Here is a 17,238-nt window from a genome sequence, read left to right on the forward strand (position 1 = left end):
TATCATGACCATCTACATTGATATTCACGCACTCCAAACTGTCCCGCCATCAAACCTGAACCGAGATGACACGGGTAGTCCAAAGACAGCCAACTACGGCGGTGTGCGTCGGGCCCGAGTTTCCAGCCAAGCATGGAAGCGCGCAGCACGTAAGGAATTCGAGAACTTACTTGACCTTGATAAGTTGGGACAGCGTACTCGCTTCAGCCCGTCATTGATTGCTGCGGAAATCATTTTGCAGGCTCCGGAGCTGGAAGAAAGCGCTGAGCATCTAGCGCTGAGTGTTCTGCAGAAGACGAAGTTGAAGCAGGCAAAGCCCAAGAAGGGTGAAGAAGACACGCGTATCCGTACTGAGTACCTGCTATTTGTTTCCCGCGCGCAAATTAAAGCGCTAGCTAATCTGGCAATTCAGTACCAGGACGATCCGGCCAAAATTCCTGCGAAGGAAGCGAAGGAAGCGCTAAATAACGAGCACTCAGTCGACATCGCCCTCTTCGGTCGCATGTTGGCCGATGCTCCAGACCTAAATGTTGATGCGACGTGCCAGTTCAATCATGCTATTTCTGTTCATCCGACCGTTACGGAGTTTGACTACTTCACTGCGGTTGATGACAACGCGGCGGAGGACAACGCTGGTGCTGGCATGATTGGCACGGTGGAATTCACCTCGTCTACGTTGTACCGCTACGCAACGGTCAACGCTAGTGAATTGGCTCATTCTTTGGGGTCGAAGGAGGCAGCATCTGAAGCTGCTGGCGCGCTACTCAAGGCATTTGCGCTTTCGATGCCAACTGGTAAGCAGAACACGTTTGCTAACCGAACGCGACCAGATTTGATTGTGGTCCAAGTTCGTGATGATCAGCCTGTCAATCTGTCAGAAGCTTTTGAAGACCCGGTGGAAGCTACTCGTGGCCGCACAGAAAACGCATCTATCAAGCTGGCAGAGTATGCCGCTGAGCAGGACGGTGCGTACGACTCTCATCCACTCGGAGGTGCGTATCTTGCCACTGGTGGCGCAGCTACTGAAGCTGCAATGGAAAAGCTGAATGTCTTTGGCGATCGCACCGACATGGCTGGTTTGGTCAACTTAGTTGAGCAGGCCGTCATGGAGAAGGTCGAGCTCTAATGTCGGTTCTCCTCTTGAGGCTCGCTGGACCTATGCAAGCATGGGGAGACTCGAGTCGATTCAATCACCGTGGTACGCGGCGAGAGCCAACGAAAAGCGGGGTAGTTGGTTTGCTTGCAGCTGCAAGCGGACGACGCCGTACTGATGTGATTGAAGATTTGGCATCACTGGGCTTTGGTGTTCGTACTGATCAGATTGGAAAGGTCGAGCGAGATTTCCAGACTGAAATTGATTGGCGCAACAATAAATCCAAGCCCCTGACGTATCGTGATTACCTCACTGATGCCATCTTCATTGTTGCAATTGAAGGTCCACGCAGTGTTCTTGAAGGGCTTGCCGACGCGGTACAGCGTCCAGCGTTCCCTCTCTACTTAGGCCGCCGTGCATTCCAACCGACAGGAAGAATGGTTCTAGGAATTGAGGAAAAGCCACTGGAAGACGCTCTGCGTGAGGCTCCTTGGCAAGCATCGACTTGGTACCGGAAACGTCAGCCAGACGTAGTTTCGCTGCCAATTGTTCGAGATATGCGCGATGGTGAGACCTACGATGAGCTAATTCCGGATACTCCAGTCAGCTTTGATCCGAGAGAACGAAAACACGAGATGCGACCAGTGGTTCATGGATGGCTAGAGATTGAAAACAAAGAAGGAAAGCGTCCTGTGTTCTCTCACGATCCTATGTCCCTACTGGGAGGTGACTAGTTGATGTACCTTTCACGCGTGTTTCTCAATCCGCAACGGCGGGGGACTCGTAAGTTGTTAGCCAGCCCAGAGGCTATGCATGCTGCGGTGATGTCAGCTTTTCCACCAAATAGTGACCTCATCACTGAGAACGGTCGCGTTTTGTGGCGAGTTGACCGCGAAGCCCATTCCCTCGCTCTATACGTGGTGAGTCCTGAAAAACCATCATTTGAGCATCTGCAGCAGCAAGCAGGCTGGGAAAATCAAGAGTCGTGGGCGATACGTGAATACGAACCGGTTTTGGGAAGTATTTCCGTCGGAAAGCGATTTCGTTTTAGGTTGGTAGCGAACCCTGTGAAATCAGTGCGCGACGCCCAGACGGGTAAGTCTAAAAGGCTTGCGCATGTAACTGCAGCTCAACAGCGAAATTGGTTGTTAGAACGCGCCGAAGTTATGGGTGTGCGATTTCTGCCAGCGGAGTTTTCACATGCAGATAGTCACGACGCCTCCAGTGATGACTTAGCTGTTTCCGTTACGGGTAGGGAAGTGATGAAGTTCCGCCGACAGGGACGAATGGTCACAATCGCCCGGGCACAGTTTGATGGAGCCATTGAGGTAGTTGATGCTGAGAAGTTCCGTCGTGTTTTGACTAACGGAATTGGCAAAGCAAAGGGATATGGGTGTGGATTGTTGACTGTCGCTCCAATGACTTCTAGAAGTGACTAGTCATGGCCAATTTTCCAGGAGCGCGTCCGTCGAAACCGATCGAATTGTCGAGGGCTGAAGACCGGATCTCTTTTCTCTATCTTGAGCACTGCACCATCGGTCGAGATTCTAATTCTCTCACTGCGACTGACGACCAGGGCGTCATGCATATACCCAGTGCTGCACTGGGAGTGCTTATGCTGGGCCCTGGTACACGGGTTACGCATCAGGCGATGGTGGTTATTGCAGATGCCGGTTCAACAATCGTCTGGGTGGGAGAAAACGGTGTGCGATATTACGCGCATGGTCGGCCGATAGGTCGTTCGACCCGGCTTCTGGAACAGCAGGCAAAGCTAGTGAGCAACCGAAAAACCCGACTAGCCGTTGCGCGCGAAATGTATGGGATGCGCTTTTCCGGCGAGGATGTGGAATCCCTGAATATGCAGCAATTACGGGGCCGAGAGGGTGCTCGGGTTCGTTCGGTTTATAGGGAATGGTCAAAGATAACTGGGGTTGAGTGGTCGCGCCGTGAATACCGCCCTGACGATTTTTCGGATGGCACGCCAATCAATCAGGCCCTTTCAGCAGCACATTCTTGCCTATACGGTGTTGTGCATGCCGTGATGGTTTCCTTGGGAATGAGTCCTGGCTTGGGGTTTGTGCATACGGGGCACGACCGAGCATTTGTTTATGACATTGCGGATTTGTATAAGGCAGACATAACGATTCCAGTTGCTTTTACTGTGGTTTCTGAGCTTGGAACCGAGGTTGATACTCAAACACTTAGCACTACGGTTAGGCGACATGTGCGTGATCGAATTCGTGAAGAAAAAGTTATTTCGCGCTGCGTTAAGGACCTAAAGCTCTTAATGAAAGAGCCTCTTGAAAACGAGGAATTCGGCGAAGTTATCGAGTTGTGGGATTACAGCCGTGGCGCGATTAGAGGTGGTACAAATTACTCCTCCGGAGAACCGCCATGGTGACAATAGTTTTGACGAGCTGCCCTGCCGGGTTGCGGGGCCATTTAACTCGATGGCTTGAGGAAATCTCCCCAGGTGTATTTGTTGGGAAAGTTAACTCTCGTCTCCGTGACATCTTGTGGGGACTCGTCATCGAAATGGTTGGCAATGGTCGTGCAATTATGGTTTATCCGGATCGGAATGCCGAACAAGGGTATGCCTACAAGGTGCATCGCCATGATTGGGAGGTTGTTGATGTTGAGGGGCTGTCCCTGATTCGGCGTCCGTTCAAAAACAGGACTAAAGGTGATGTCGGATTACAACCGGGGTGGTCAAATCCAGCCAAGCGGCGTCGTGCTCGACGTGCTCGTCGAGCTGAGTGATATAAAATTCTTCACTGGGAACTGAAATCTGCTGGTTATTAAGTGTTTTCCCCGCGCGAGCGGGGATGTTCCCGTTGACCCGGCAACAAATGTCTGCACCACGTCGTTTTCCCCGCGCGAGCGGGGATGTTCCGGGAACAAAGAAGATTCCCACCAGGCCGCAAAAGTTTTCCCCGCGCGAGCGGGGATGTTCCCCCCTGCGCCGCCGACGCCGACCCCGCCGCATTGTTTTCCCCGCGCGAGCGGGGATGTTCCCACTCCCGCGTCCGTGTACATGATGTAGTCAGCGTTTTCCCCGCGCGAGCGGGGATGTTCCCGCCAGGGGCCCCGACCAGTTTTGTAGATAAATGTTTTCCCCGCGCGAGCGGGGATGTTCCGTATGTTCGGAAAAATGGCCGGAAATGCTGTTTGTTTTCCCCGCGCGAGCGGGGATGTTCCGTCATGGGCAACCGTGTCGATGATCAACACAGTGTTTTCCCCGCGCGAGCGGGGATGTTCCCAAATCGAGTCCCTAGGCACCGTCGAGCCAGACGTTTTCCCCGCGCGAGCGGGGATGTTCCGTTAAAACCGCACAGCACCTTCATCGAGTGACTGTTTTCCCCGCGCGAGCGGGGATGTTCCCTTTAAGTACTGCTAAATAGCCATGGAGTAGCCGTTTTCCCCGCGCGAGCGGGGATGTTCCTCTCAGAAGCCTTACGATCCTTAGACGTCTCCAGTTTTCCCCGCGCGAGCGGGGATGTTCCTGTCTGCCAGGCGTTGCCGACCATCTCCACCAGGTTTTCCCCGCGCGAGCGGGGATGTTCCCGACAAAATCACCGTCGAATGCAAAAACACCGCGTTTTCCCCGCGCGAGCGGGGATGTTCCCCAGCTCATGCAGGCCATGGGGACAGCGCAGAAGTTTTCCCCGCGCGAGCGGGGATGTTCCTGCGGAGAGGACGCGGGGGTTAGTGATGATTTTGTTTTCCCCGCGCGAGCGGGGATGTTCCCTCGTGCGGGAAGTCCGGCAGGTTACCCTCGTAGTTTTCCCCGCGCGAGCGGGGATGTTCCTGCCCTCCCACACCTGAGAAACAGTTTCCTTAAGTTTTCCCCGCGCGAGCGGGGATGTTCCGGCCTCCGGCAAGATTTCCGGTTCGGTTTCTACGTTTTCCCCGCGCGAGCGGGGATGTTCCCTGGGGTGACTGCTCTGGTACCGCGTCGGCGTTGTTTTCCCCGCGCGAGCGGGGATGTTCCCGTCACCGAGGACAGCGCTGGCAACATCATTGTGTTTTCCCCGCGCGAGCGGGGATGTTCCCAAGAGAAATTAGTTGGATTGGAGCGTCGAAACGTTTTCCCCGCGCGAGCGGGGATGTTCCTCTGCGGCCACGGCTCACCATTCGGCATCCGCTGTTTTCCCCGCGCGAGCGGGGATGTTCCGAACAGCGCGGCAGTCGCACCCGTCGTGGTACCGTTTTCCCCGCGCGAGCGGGGATGTTCCGTGGTCGATGACCGTGGGCGACCCGCGCACCGAGTTTTCCCCGCGCGAGCGGGGATGTTCCGCAGAAGTGGGCTGACCTCGGGCCTGCGATGGGGTTTTCCCCGCGCGAGCGGGGATGTTCCCCAAGGGCTGCTTAGGCAGCGCCGACAGTGAGCGTTTTCCCCGCGCGAGCGGGGATGTTCCTCCTGCGTTGGGGAAGCGCATGTCGTTTGAGACGTTTTCCCCGCGCGAGCGGGGATGTTCCACACCTACCCGGTTTCTGAGGCTGACTACGGCTCGTTTTCCCCGCGCGAGCGGGGATGTTCCGCCCTCAAGGGTGGACTGTTCAGCCATTGCTGTGTTTTCCCCGCGCGAGCGGGGATGTTCCCGAAAACGCGAAGGTCTGGGTGTGGTCGTTCTGGTTTTCCCCGCGCGAGTGGGGTAGTTCAAGTTTGATTATGAGGGGATACTGTCCCCATAGAAACACTCAGGAGGGTAAACGCATGACAAGGTATAGGGACCACAGCGGCAGTATCTACAAAGACGACGGTCAGGAAGACTCGTTCGACCCCATCACCGAGCAACAGGCACTCGCTGAGATCGCAGAGCAGCAGGAACAGCATGACGAAAGGGCGAAGAACAAAATCAAGGAACTGCGCGCAAGAATGAAAGCTGTCGGCGCGCAGGCAAGGCAGGCTGACGAACAGCCGTATCCAACTTTTTCTCAGCAGTCCGCCGCATACCGTGAGGGCGCGCAGGCCTACAACGAAGGCAAATCTTGGCGCGATAACCCGCATGCCCCCGAGTCAGGTCTAGCCGCCCCGTGGCGCATGGGTTTCAATACCCGCAAGCAGCAGGTAGCGGAGATCAGGGCACAGCGAGCCGCCGCTGCGAAAGAGGAAAACTAGGCCCTGGCCACAAAAACGCTCAGCCAAAGCTCTAAATTCCCACAAATTCCCGGTTTCAGCCCCGCGCAATCTGTTACACTTAGCAAAACGAAACCCAGGAGCTTGGTGTGCAGTACTTTTTCACGGTCCATGGCCGCAGAGATATCAACGCGTATGACTCTGATGAGGAAATGCACGCTGCCTTTGAACGGATTGGACGCTTCAATCAGAAGCTCCAGGACGAAGGCCACTGGGTTATGTCCGGCGGGCTGGTACCGCCGGAGGATGCCATGACGGTGCTGCCGGATGGTTCACATAGCGATCTGCCGTACTACAACGCGATGACGTTCCCGTCAGCTTTTTGGATTGTCCAAGTCGCAGACGAGCAAGAGGCCATCAACCTAGCCCACGAAGCCGCGGAGGCGTGTGCACAGGCCGTTGAAATGCGCGCCGTCGCCGATTAACTCACCGCAGCCCGTGCACCCGGCGCATGATGGTCAACACCGCTTGCGTCGGGATTCGTCGCATGAAGGGCACTGCAACGCTTGCCGACGACCCCCGCGCCACCAGAGCCAAAGGTCGCTCGGCAGATACCTCGCGCATAACCACCTCAGCAATCTCCGAAGCGGGAATGCCATCTTCCTCATTGGCGTTCAACTTCGTCAGCATGCGGTGGACATCAGCAGCGTAAACGGAGCCCTCATCGCCATACGTCGTCCGACGTGTAGAAATCCCCGTGTTGATGGCACCCGGTTCGACAACCGTCACCCCAATACCGAACTGCGCGACTTCACCGCGCAACGAAAGCCCAAAGCCGCGGATAGCGGCCTTCGTCGCCACATAGGAAGAACGGTAGGACAGCGGCAACCCGCCGAGCATCGAGCCAACCAGCACAATTCGGCCACGACCGGCCTCGCGCATGCCAGGCAGCAGCTGCTGTAACAGCTCCACCTGCCCCAGAACATTGACTTGGAAGAGACGCTCAAGCGCCTCGCGGGGTAGCTCCTCGAAAGCGCCCGACTGGCTCTCACCGGCGTTGGCGACGACGACGTCGTAAGGCCCGTGGGCGACCACAGCAGCGATGTCGTCGGCGCTGGACATGTCGAGTGCCACCATCTGCACGCCCTCGGGGTGCGGCGCCTCGGCGCCCCTGCGGGACGTGCCAACGACCTCGAAACCGTCCTTGACCAGTGCCTCCGCGCATGCCCAACCGATGCCGGAGGAAGCGCCGGTCACTAACGCACGGCCGCCACCTACACTCGGCAGTTTCGGTCCGCGGGTGAGATTCGCAAAAGCACCGGTCAGGCCATCAGTCATCGAGCCTGCACCGCCTCAATGGTCATGCCGCCCGCGCGGAGACGGCGGGACAGGGCGTCGCCAAGCGCGACAGTAGGAGTGAGCACGCCGGTAGCGTCCGGCAGATCGTCGTGGACGAGTGCGAGGGCGGCGCTGGAAATCATAATCGCGGTGCCTGCGTACCCCGGGTCTTCCTCGAGAGACACCTTGGAACGCCAGTGAATGCCGGAGGTATCGACAGTGTAGGCCTCGATGGTGAAGCGACCCTCGGCCTGTTCTTCAGCGCTCGGGCCCTCACCCGGCTTCGGCAGCTTCTTATCAATGAGCTTGGCCGTCGGCCCGAACGCCATCGCCGCCAGCGCCAACCTGCAGACAGCCGCAAAAATATTTGCGCGGACGAAAGCCCTCGGGCCACGGCCGACATTGAGTAGCTCGCGGTAGCGGAAGGAATCACCGTAATCCGCCAGCATCGCCGAGCGCTGAACAATTCGGGTGTTGAACGGCGACATGAAGAAGGGCGCTCGCCAGTGGCGGCGGAAGCGCGCCGGGCGCAGGTCGACGCCGAACTTACCCTGGTCGGGACCCGGCTCAGCCAGGGCGTACTGATCGGCGATGATGCGACGCAGCTTGGGGTCCTTCTTGGCCTGTGCAAGCTGGACGCGGACCGAATCGATAGTGCCGCCGGAGACACCGCCCTTGACGTGCTTGAACAGCAGGGTTGTTTCACCGAGCTTGGTGTGGGCCGCCTCGTGGAGCTCGCGGACAGCGACGTCGGAAGGAATCGAGTCGAAGCCGCAGGAGTGAACAATCTTCGCTCCGGTCTGCTGTGCCACCTCGTGGTTATTCGCGATGGAGTCGTGGACGAACAGCACCTCGCCACACAGGTCGACGTAGTGAGTACCGGCCTTGGCGCACTCGGCCACCAGGGTGCGACCGTACTTCGCATACGGCCCCACAACGGTCAGCACCACCTTTGTACTGGCCGCAAGCTCAGCCACCGCCGGCTGGTCGGCAGCATCCGCAACAATGACCGGCCAGTCCGATACGCCTGCGTTCTCCGCGACGTCGGCAAGCTTCTGAGCGTTCCTGCCTGCGAGCGCCACCTTCGTCTGACCGGCGTGTTTAGCCAGATAGTCCACAATCAAGCGGCCCACGAAACCCGTGGCACCGTAGACGACGATGTCGTACTCGCGGTCGTGATTGCGACTCTGTGGCTGTGCGGAAGAAGTAGTCATGCCTACGAAACTAATAAAACGAAAGCGATACCGCGGGCGAATTAAAAAGGTTTTCTGAATCCGTGTATTCAGCGAGGGGTTTGGAGGGAGGGCTAACGTAGGACAAGTGACTAGCGCTAACGAAAACCCCGAACAGATCGAAGGACTGCGGCCAGAAGATCCCGGATTCCGTCGCGCGCTTATTGCTGTGCTTTTCGCTGGCCTGGCATCGTTCCAAGCGCTCTATGCAACGCAGGCGCTACTGCCCACGCTTTCCGACGAGCTATCGGTCGACCCCGCCACCGCGGCGCTGACGGTATCCGCCACCACCGGTGGCTTGGCCTGTGCGATTATCCCGGTGTCCATCTTGTCGGAGCGCTTTGGACGCAGGCGCGTCATCGTCATCAGCGCATTTGTGGCAACGCTACTGGGGCTCGTGGTGTCAATCGCGCCGGGCATCGGTTCGATGATTGCGCTGCGCCTGTTGCAGGGCATTGTCATTGCCGGTGTGCCCGCAGTGGCTATGGCGTATGTCAGTGAGGAAGTCCACGCCGACCACGTCAGTCGCGTGATGGGGCTGTATATCTCGGGCACGACGGTCGGTGGCCTGCTCGGCCGTATCATTCCGTCCATTGTGCTGGAGTTCGCCTCCTGGCGGGTGGCGATTGCGGTCTCGGCGACGGTGGCGTTCATCTTCGCCATTCTGACCTGGTACTTCCTGCCGCAACAGCGCAGGTTTAAGCCGAAGAAACTGTCGTTTGCAGGGGAGGGGCAGGCCATTGCGCGACACTTGCGCGACCCGCGCATCCTGGCGCTGTGCGCCCTGGCGTTCCTGTTTATGGGGTCATTTGTCTCCCTGTACAACTACCTGGGCTTCCGACTGGGCGATAAGTTCGGACTCTCCCCGGCACTGGCAGGGTTCGTATTTATTCTCTACCTGTCGGGCACGTGGTCGTCGGCACGCGCGGGTGTGTGGGCGAAGACGGTGAGCCGCCGTCGCCTCATCGCCATTGCGACTCTGGCCGCGTGCGTGGGCCTGGGGCTGGCGCTGCTGCCGTGGCTGCCCGCGCTAATTGTGGGCGTGCTAGTTTTCACGGCCTCGTTCTTCGTGGCGCACTCACTGTCCTCGTCCGGCGTGGGGCTGGTGGCTCAGCGCGACCGCGCCGAGGCATCATCGATGTACCTGTTCAGCTACTACGCGGGTTCGTCCATTGTCGGTTGGGTCTCCGGCATGGTGTTCAGCCGCTTTGAGTGGGCAGGGCTGATTCCGTGGCTGGTGGCGCTGTCCTTCGTCGCGGGCGCGTGTGCTGTGGCGGGGCTGAAGCCGCGGCGATAGGTGGCGAAACCGGCAGCAAGGCGCATTTAGGCACCGCGTAAAGAACCCTTAATGTAAAAAACAGTGATTTTTTACATTAAGGGTTAGTTTTTAGGGCACTATATGTAAAAAGCATCATGTAAAGAACACCGGGGAAAGAAGAGAGCTCGCCGTGAAGCACTATCCGCTTAAGAGGATCTTCCACATGTCCGCACATGATGCGGAACAGACAGTGGAAGGCGAATACCAGTCACGCAAAGACTCCCCGTCGACGATTCAGTGGCACTTTCCGCTGGGGCAGTGGCCGCTCTTTTGCTGCATTACAAGCGATCTCGCGGCCAAGATTGAAAAGATTCTGTCTCTAGAGCTACAGATCTCACAGTTGTGGAATCGCCTGCCGGGTGCAGCGCGGACTCACTATCTTTTCAATCTGCTCCTGGCCGAGGTGGTAGCCACCAATGAAATTGAGGGGATCCACTCCACACGGCGAGAAGTCGCGGAGGCGTTGGACAACACTTCGGGAACCCAGTACAAGCGCTTCCATGAATTCAGTCAGCTCTATTTCCGGTTGGCCAACGATGAGCGGATTGAGTTTCCGACAACGCTCACAGAAATCCGTCAGCAGTACGATAAACTTCTCGGCGATGAAATTGCCGCCGAAGATGAGTTAGACGGTGAACTCTTCAGGGCAGCAACGGTCACGATTACCGATGGGCAACAACAGGTTCATCGAGGTGTTGAAAGCGAAGCTGCCATTCACCAACTCCTCAATGAGTTCCTGGCAACGGTGAATTCCGCAGAGGACAATCGGCTGATTCGAATCTTGGCAAGCCATTTCATGTTCGAATTCGTTCACCCGTTTTATGACGGCAACGGCCGGATGGGACGTTTTCTACTGTCCGTGGCTTTGCGGGAGGCACTCTCGACCGCCACAGCGCTGACTATTTCCCGCCAACTCGCTGAGGATAAAGCGAAGTATTACAAGGCTTTTACCACTACGGAAGACCCAATGAACCGGGGAGAAGTCACTTTCTTCGTCGAGGCGATGGCTGATGTCATTCTGAATGCACAGCAGTATTTGCTGGAAGAGCTGCAGATGAAGTCTTACCAGTGCGAAAGGCTTGAACAGCGGATAGCTGAGCTATCTAACTCGCCCGAGCGGGTGCTGCCTGTGTCGCTTACAGGAAACGAGATTGGCACGCTATACGTCCTGGCACAGGTTCGGTTGTTCGGGCCCGAATATGGAATCAAGCTCGAACACGTCGCTGACACCGTCGGCAAGGAAAAGCGGACAGCGCGAAAGTATCTCGCCGAGTTAGAGGCGGCAGGATTGGCAATGCCCACGAGCCGCCGCCCGCTGCGATTCCAGCTGGCACCGGCGGGAGTAGATCTCTTAGGCCTTGAACCCGCCGACCATGAATCTGCTTCCAGAACCTACTTCTGACCCACAATCAGCTCAGTGCCATCGGCTGACAGCGGAGCCTGGCCAGCGGGCTTACGCGAGGGGCCAGAAACAACCTGACCAGTAGCAATATCAAAGTGGGAGTTGTGGTTCGGGCAAATCATCACACCATTGCTGACCTCAGTGATGCGACCATTCTGGTGCGGGCACGAACTGGAGAAAGCGGCGAACTTGCCCTCCTCCGGCTGCGTGACGACGTAATTGCCGATAACCACACCGCCGCCAACCGGAATGTCGGCAGCGTCAACCTTCTCCACCGCAGACTTTGGTGCACAAGCGGCTACGAGTGCGCCAGCTGCAGTGGCGGCAGTTCCCAGGAGGAAACGACGACGGGAGCACGGGGAGACATCAGAACTCATGGCACTGAGATTACCTTCATTTGATTACCTTTATTTCTTATACGAGCGTTCACCGAAGATAGCGCGTCCCACACGCACGGTGGTCGCTCCCTCGGCGATGGCTTCGCGGTAGTCGCCGGACATCCCCATTGACAGTTCGTCGAGGCTGACACCCTCCGGCAAATCCCCGAGCAGACTGTCGCGCAGCTGGCGCAGCTCCGCGAATGCCTTGCGGACATTCGGGTCATTCTGGGCCGCGATGGTCATAAACCCGCGCAGGCGCAGGTTCGGGTACTCGCCATCGGGGCCGAACATGCGGACAAACTCCGCTGCGTGGCTCGGCGCCAGGCCCGACTTCTGCGGCTCGCGGGAGACATTGACCTGAATCAACACATCGAGCGTGCGATCGGCATCAGCCAAGCGGCGCTGCAGCGCTCCGGCCACCTTCGGTCGGTCCAGCGCCTGAAACTCATCAGCACAGCTGACCAAGTGGCCGGCCTTATTCGTCTGCAGTGGACCGATGATGGCCATATGTGGTGCTTTCTCGCCGAAGGCCTCCCGGAATACCTCCGCCTTGGCCACCGCTTCCTGGACGCGGTTTTCCGCCAGGCCAGCGCAGCCGGCTGCCGCGAGCTCCGGCCAGGATTCCACCAGGGCGTCGACAGGCACAGTCTTGCTGACGGGCAGCAGGCGGACCTCGGAGGGCTGGCGCCCAGCTCGTCGGCAAGCGTCGTCGATCTCGGAGCGAACCTTGCGATAGTTTTCCACGAACATACCTCCCACTCTAAGGCCTGAGTAGGAAGAACTGTGCGGTAGTGTCGAATCATGCTCATGGACAGACTCTCGACGCTTTCCGTCATGCAGAGACGGATCTTGGCAATTGTATTTGGGCTGGTGTCGCTGGTCGTTGTCATCGACCTCATCTATCTTGCGGCAACTGCCTACATGATGGACCTCGAGGTCTTCCAAGACGCCGGCTGGGCACTACGACGAGACCAGGATCTCTACTCACCAGAGTTTCCCACCAGATCGGGTTTCCGCTTCATCTACCCACCGTTTGCGGCGCTGCTGTTTTACCCGCTGACCTGGGCGGGGCCGGTGACCCTGCAGATCATCTGGACGTTCGCCACGCTGGCGGTGGTGTGGGCGATGCTGTGGATGGTCTTCACTCGTCTCGGCTCTGAGCGTCCGAAGCTGATGGCTACCTGCGTGCTCGGTGTTGTGATGCTGCTCGACCCGCTGCGCGCCAACGTGCTCTTCGGGCAGATCAACGTCTTCCTCGCGCTGCTGGTGGTCTCCGATGTGCTGGGCTTTTTGCCCAAGAAACTGCGTGGACTGGGCGTGGGTATCGCGGCGGGAATTAAGATCACCCCCGCGGCATATGCGCTGGTGTTCCTCATGCGCCGTGACTTTGCGGCCGTGGCCAAGAGCTTCTGCTGGTTCCTGGTAACCGTCGCCATTGGTTTCGCCGTGCGCTTTAAGGAGTCCATCTACTTCTGGACCGATGAGTTCTTCGCCGGCAACCGCGGTGGCGCCCCGACCTATGAGGCCAACCAGGCGTTCAGTGGTCTGCTCGCCCGCGCCGGGGTGGAGGGTACCGCGCTCGATATTGGCATCTACGGTTTCTTCCTCATCGGTGCCATCGCTGCTGCTTTCGTGGCGTGGATCTACCACCGCAACGGCTATGATGTCGCAGCCCTTGGTTTCGTTGCGCTGGCGGTCAGCTTCGCCGGGCCATACGCGGTCAGCCACCACTGGTCGATCGTCATGGTCTTCGTGCCGCTGGTGCTCTTCGTCCGCGAGATTGGGCACATTATTGTCGGTGTCCTGTTCATGATCGCCCACTGGTGGGCACCGTACAAGGTGTTCGTGGGCAATGACTTCGGCCACGCTGCCAATGTGGGGCAGTGGTTCTACGGCAACATGCAGGGAATCATGGGGGGCGTGCTCTTCTTCACCTGCCTGGGCTACGCAATCTACCTCTGGCGCAAGCCCAGTCGCGTGCGGGCACAGGCAGCTGCTTAACGACGGGCTTGCTTAACGACGACGCTTCGTCCTCGCAGTAGCCTGCTCCTCCCACGGGTTCTCCGGCCACGGGTGCTTGGGGTAACGGCCCCGCATCTCGGAGCGAACCTGTGCGTAGGCGCCATTCCAGAAACTTTCCAAGTCCTGAGTGACCGCGAGTGGTCGCTGAGCCGGTGACAGCAAATGCATTGTCACCGGCTTTTCCAATACCTGCGGGGTCTCCGCCAGGCCGAAGCACTCCTGCAACTTCACGGCGAGCACAATCTTTGCCTCAGGGTTCGTGGGGTCCTCCGGGTACTCCAGGCGAATCTTCGAACCGGAGGGGACCTCTAGGCGTTCGGGCACCAGCCGGTCGAAGTCCGAAGCCTCCGGCCAGGGCAGCAGGCGGCGGAGGTGCTCGGCATCTAGCTTGGGTGGGGTCGGGCGGTCCAGCTCGCCAGCAAAGAGGAGCTCGGCCTGGGCCGCGAGCCCTGCGGGGGAGACATCCGGCCATGGGGCACCGCGATGAGTGTGGAGAAAGGCCATGCGGCGGCGGAGTTGTTCGGTGTCGCGGTCGAGGCTGGGGGAGGCGTCGGCAAGCGCTTTGGCAAGCCAGGCGGAGTTGGCGGCAATGCACTGCTCGGGCGTCGGGGAGACCTGGCGGGAGGACAGCTCGATGGCGCCGAGCAGGTCGCGCTCGCGGGCGCGAACGCGGCCCTGTTCGACGCGCGCCGTGGTTTCCGTGTGGGCGAGGTGGCCGGCGGCGAGCATGGCGATTTCCAGGTCAATTGCCTCGCCGTCGCGGATGAGCGCGCGGCCGTGTGAGAGCCGCGAGATGTCGGCGGCCGCAATCCACTCGTGGCCGCGCAGGTCAGAACCGCGGGCGAGTTCCGCTGCGGTGCCGCCGGTGAAAAGGTACTCGTCGGAACTCGCACTGCGCCGTCGCCCGATGAAATCCGGCCACGCCAGGGCCGTGACCAGCGCGGGGATGTCCGAGGGCAGCAGATTGGCGGGGGCTTCAGTATCCAGCTCAATGCGGCGCACCTGCTTGGCCAAGCCGCGGGCATCGGTGAGTTTCTCCACCGCGCGTGCGACCGCGTCGGCGTGCTGCGGCATCATGGCCGTGGCGGTCAGCAGCGCGCGTCCCATGCGCGGATGCACCGGCAGGGTAGCCAGGGTGCGGCCGAGTTCCGTGATGTCACCGGCCTCATCAACAGCGCCCAGGCCAGCGAGAATGCGGTTTGCAGCCTCGGCGTGGTGGGGTGGTGGGGCGTCGAGAAGCTTCAGTCCCTGCATCCCCGGCGTGCCCCACGCGGCGGCGTCGAGGAGCGCTTGGGTCAGGTCGGCGACCTCGATTTCCGGCGCGGGCCAGGCGGGAAAGGACGCGAATTCCGACTGGGAGACGCAGCGCACCACGATGCCCGGGCCCTCACGTCCCGCTCGGCCAGCGCGCTGGTTCGCGGAGGACTGCGCACACGAGCTGGTGACCAGGCCGGAGAAGCCACGCGCAATGTCGAGTCGCGGTCCGCGCGCGAGGCAGGCGTCGACAACGGCGCGCACGCCCGGCACAGTCACGGATGATTCCGCAATCGCGGTGGACACAATTACGCGTCTACCATCCGCTTGCCGACGGAACACGCGGTCCTGCTCCTCGGAGCTCTGCTGGCCGTGCAGCGTCAGCACCGCCACCTCCGAGGAATCCGCGATATAACCCGCGCAGCGTTCCACCTCGCGGATGCCGGGGAGGAAAACCAGCACATCACCGGCGGCTTCTTCCGTGAGTGTGCTGGCCTGGGCGGCAACGTGCTGCAGGAAGTCGTCGGTCACACCGCGTGCATCCAGCCGTTGCGGAAAGGGCGCGTAGCGGATGTCCAGCGGGTGGATTGCCGCCTCCGCAGCCACGATGGGAGCCGGGGCAGAGCCACCGAGCAGGGTCGCGAACTTCGGCGCGTCCACCGTTGCCGACATAGCGACAAGGCGCAGGTCATCGCGGATATCCCGCAAGTCGCGCACCATCGCCAGCACTAAATCGGTATCCAAGCCGCGCTCGTGCACCTCGTCGATGAGCACCGCGCTGGCATCCACGTCGCCGTCGCGCAGCAGTCGACGCAGCAGCACACCGGGAGTGACAAACTCCACGCGGGTGGCGCGGGAAACTTTTGTGTCGCCACGCACCGAGTAACCAACTTCCCCACCGAGCTTCGTGCCCGACAGCTGTGCCAACCGCCGCGCTGCCGAGCGCACCGCCACGCGCCGGGGAGTCGTGACCACAATGCGGCCGCCCAGGGTGTTGGCCACTGCCGGTGGAACCAAAGTGGTCTTGCCGGTACCCGGTGGGGCCTGGACTACTACGTCGTGGTCGCGCACGGCGTCGGCAAGCGAGGCGAGCTGCGACGCGAACGGCAGGCCTGCAGAAATGTTCTGCAAATTGAACTGGAAATCGGTGCTCATAGAACTGGTAGTAACTCCGGAAAGGCGGGTAAAGTGCCTGCATATGCAGGACTTATCTCGTTTTGGTTGGCTTTCAGTGGGGGCGGCGGTCGTCACCATCGCGCTGAAGTTTTGGGGCTACACTCTGACCGGATCGGTGGGCCTGCTTTCCGACGCGACGGAGTCGATTGTCAATCTGGTTGCGGCAGTTGTCGCAATTATTGTGCTCAAGGTTATCGCGCGGCCCGCGGACCGCGATCATGAGTTCGGCCATTCCAAGGCAGAGTACTTCTCGGCCGGGCTGGAAGGTGCCATGATCTTCGTGGCGGCGGTGGCCATTATTTATGTCTCCATCGAGCGGTTGGTGAACCCGCAGCCGATTGAGCAGATTGGCCTGGGCCTCGTCGTGACCGTAATTGCCTCGGTGATCAATGGTGCGGTGGCGCTGATTCTGCTTAAGGCCGGGCGCCAACACAACTCCCTGGCGCTGACCGCCGACGGCAAGCATCTGATGACCGACGTGTGGACCTCCGCCGGTGTGCTTGTAGGTGTGGCGCTGGTGTGGGCTACCGGCCTGTGGTGGCTCGACCCGATTATCGCGCTGGCCGTGGCCGTAAACATCCTGGTCACCGGCTACAAGCTGCTGCGCGATTCCGGTAACGGCCTGATGGACAAGGCCATGGAGGGCGACGACCGCGTGGCGGTGGATGAGATTTTGGCCTCGCACCGTGACCGGAGTCGTGGCATCGACGTCCACGAAATCCGCACTCGCGAGTCGGGGTATCAGAAGTTCATTGAGTTTCATGTGCTGGTGCCGGGCGCGTGGAGCGTGGAGCGCGGTCACGATGTGCTTACCGCGATGGAAGATGAGCTGCGGGAGCGTTTCCCAGGTGTGCATATCTCCTCGCATCTGGAGCCAATTGAGGACGAACGCGCCTATGGGGATGTGCAGTTGTAACGCGTGTGAGGCAAATTCCACGAAAGC

Annotated in this window: 16 protein-coding genes and 1 CRISPR repeat array; of the genes, 11 read left to right on the forward strand and 5 right to left on the reverse strand. The window is 59.5% G+C overall.

The window, feature by feature from the left end; all coding sequences use genetic code 11:
• Positions 1-4 precede the first annotated feature (4 nt).
• From cas7e to QP982_RS07670, 7 genes are all read left to right on the forward strand, one after another.
• The gene (gene cas7e / locus QP982_RS07640; RefSeq protein WP_070854000.1) at positions 5-1,126 is read left to right on the forward strand and encodes a type I-E CRISPR-associated protein Cas7/Cse4/CasC; all 1,122 of its coding nucleotides are present in this window, start codon (positions 5-7) and stop codon (positions 1,124-1,126) included.
• Entirely contained in the window at positions 1,126-1,827 is a 702-nt protein-coding gene (gene cas5e / locus QP982_RS07645; RefSeq protein ID WP_070854001.1) for a type I-E CRISPR-associated protein Cas5/CasD, read from the forward strand. Before cas7e ends, cas5e begins: the two co-directional genes overlap by 1 nt.
• Before the next feature lie 3 nt (positions 1,828-1,830).
• Positions 1,831-2,532 (forward strand): type I-E CRISPR-associated protein Cas6/Cse3/CasE, encoded by a 702-nt coding sequence (gene cas6e, locus QP982_RS07650; protein ID WP_070854002.1) that lies wholly within the window; start codon positions 1,831-1,833, stop codon positions 2,530-2,532.
• A gap of 2 nt (positions 2,533-2,534) precedes the next feature.
• Entirely contained in the window at positions 2,535-3,494 is a 960-nt protein-coding gene (gene cas1e, locus QP982_RS07655; protein WP_070854003.1) for a type I-E CRISPR-associated endonuclease Cas1e, read from the forward strand.
• Positions 3,488-3,853: a type I-E CRISPR-associated endoribonuclease Cas2e gene (gene cas2e / locus QP982_RS07660; RefSeq protein ID WP_083327106.1), complete on the forward strand. Its 366-nt coding sequence runs from the start codon at positions 3,488-3,490 to the stop codon at positions 3,851-3,853. The genes cas1e and cas2e overlap by 7 nt, the downstream gene beginning before the upstream one ends.
• A 44-nt stretch (positions 3,854-3,897) precedes the next feature.
• A CRISPR array of direct repeats spans positions 3,898-5,756; the repeat unit is 28 nt; unit sequence GTTTTCCCCGCGCGAGCGGGGATGTTCC.
• Between the two features lie 54 nt (positions 5,757-5,810).
• Complete coding sequence (locus tag QP982_RS07665) at positions 5,811-6,215, forward strand: hypothetical protein (protein WP_284870372.1); 405 nt, start codon at positions 5,811-5,813, stop codon at positions 6,213-6,215.
• 107 nt (positions 6,216-6,322) lie between these two features.
• On the forward strand, positions 6,323-6,658 hold the full coding sequence (locus QP982_RS07670) for a YciI family protein (protein WP_049189837.1): 336 nt from the start codon (positions 6,323-6,325) through the stop codon (positions 6,656-6,658).
• 1 nt (position 6,659) lies between these two features.
• On the opposite strand, the gene QP982_RS07675 is transcribed toward QP982_RS07670, so the two are convergent.
• Together QP982_RS07675 and QP982_RS07680 are read right to left on the reverse strand one after the other, a co-directional pair.
• Positions 6,660-7,511, reverse strand: coding sequence for an SDR family NAD(P)-dependent oxidoreductase (locus QP982_RS07675; protein WP_070429086.1), 852 nt, complete (start codon positions 7,509-7,511; stop codon positions 6,660-6,662).
• Entirely contained in the window at positions 7,508-8,725 is a 1,218-nt protein-coding gene (locus QP982_RS07680; RefSeq protein WP_049193394.1) for a saccharopine dehydrogenase family protein, read from the reverse strand. Before QP982_RS07680 ends, QP982_RS07675 begins: the two co-directional genes overlap by 4 nt.
• A 106-nt stretch (positions 8,726-8,831) precedes the next feature.
• Between QP982_RS07680 and QP982_RS07685 the strand changes: the two genes are divergently transcribed.
• Together QP982_RS07685 and QP982_RS07690 are read left to right on the forward strand one after the other, a co-directional pair.
• A complete protein-coding gene (locus tag QP982_RS07685) occupies positions 8,832-10,040 on the forward strand; it encodes an MFS transporter (RefSeq protein WP_284870373.1) in 1,209 nt (402 codons plus the stop codon).
• Between the two features lie 184 nt (positions 10,041-10,224).
• Positions 10,225-11,463, forward strand: a complete 1,239-nt coding sequence (locus QP982_RS07690; RefSeq protein WP_253688958.1) for a Fic family protein — start codon at positions 10,225-10,227, stop codon at positions 11,461-11,463.
• Here QP982_RS07690 and QP982_RS07695 read toward each other — a convergent pair.
• Complete coding sequence (locus QP982_RS07695) at positions 11,454-11,840, reverse strand: Rieske (2Fe-2S) protein (protein ID WP_016421777.1); 387 nt, start codon at positions 11,838-11,840, stop codon at positions 11,454-11,456. The genes QP982_RS07690 and QP982_RS07695 overlap by 10 nt on opposite strands.
• Before the next feature lie 30 nt (positions 11,841-11,870).
• Positions 11,871-12,593 carry a YggS family pyridoxal phosphate-dependent enzyme gene (locus QP982_RS07700; RefSeq protein ID WP_126107788.1) on the reverse strand — a complete coding sequence of 241 codons (723 nt, stop codon included), beginning with the start codon at positions 12,591-12,593 and terminating at the stop codon, positions 11,871-11,873.
• Between the two features lie 51 nt (positions 12,594-12,644).
• Here QP982_RS07700 and QP982_RS07705 point away from each other — a divergent pair, with 51 nt between their 5' ends.
• Entirely contained in the window at positions 12,645-13,844 is a 1,200-nt protein-coding gene (locus QP982_RS07705; RefSeq protein WP_070547007.1) for a glycosyltransferase 87 family protein, read from the forward strand.
• 12 nt (positions 13,845-13,856) lie between these two features.
• Here QP982_RS07705 and QP982_RS07710 read toward each other — a convergent pair whose 3' ends face one another.
• A complete protein-coding gene (locus tag QP982_RS07710; RefSeq protein WP_284870374.1) occupies positions 13,857-16,274 on the reverse strand; it encodes an ATP-dependent RNA helicase in 2,418 nt (805 codons plus the stop codon).
• A gap of 43 nt (positions 16,275-16,317) precedes the next feature.
• Here QP982_RS07710 and QP982_RS07715 point away from each other — a divergent pair, with 43 nt between their 5' ends.
• A complete protein-coding gene (locus QP982_RS07715) occupies positions 16,318-17,211 on the forward strand; it encodes a cation diffusion facilitator family transporter (protein WP_284870375.1) in 894 nt (297 codons plus the stop codon).
• Positions 17,212-17,238: the final 27 nt, after the last annotated feature.

The organism is Corynebacterium sp. MSK019 (assembly GCF_030232425.1).
In the GTDB taxonomy this organism is placed as follows: domain Bacteria; phylum Actinomycetota; class Actinomycetes; order Mycobacteriales; family Mycobacteriaceae; genus Corynebacterium; species Corynebacterium jeikeium_D.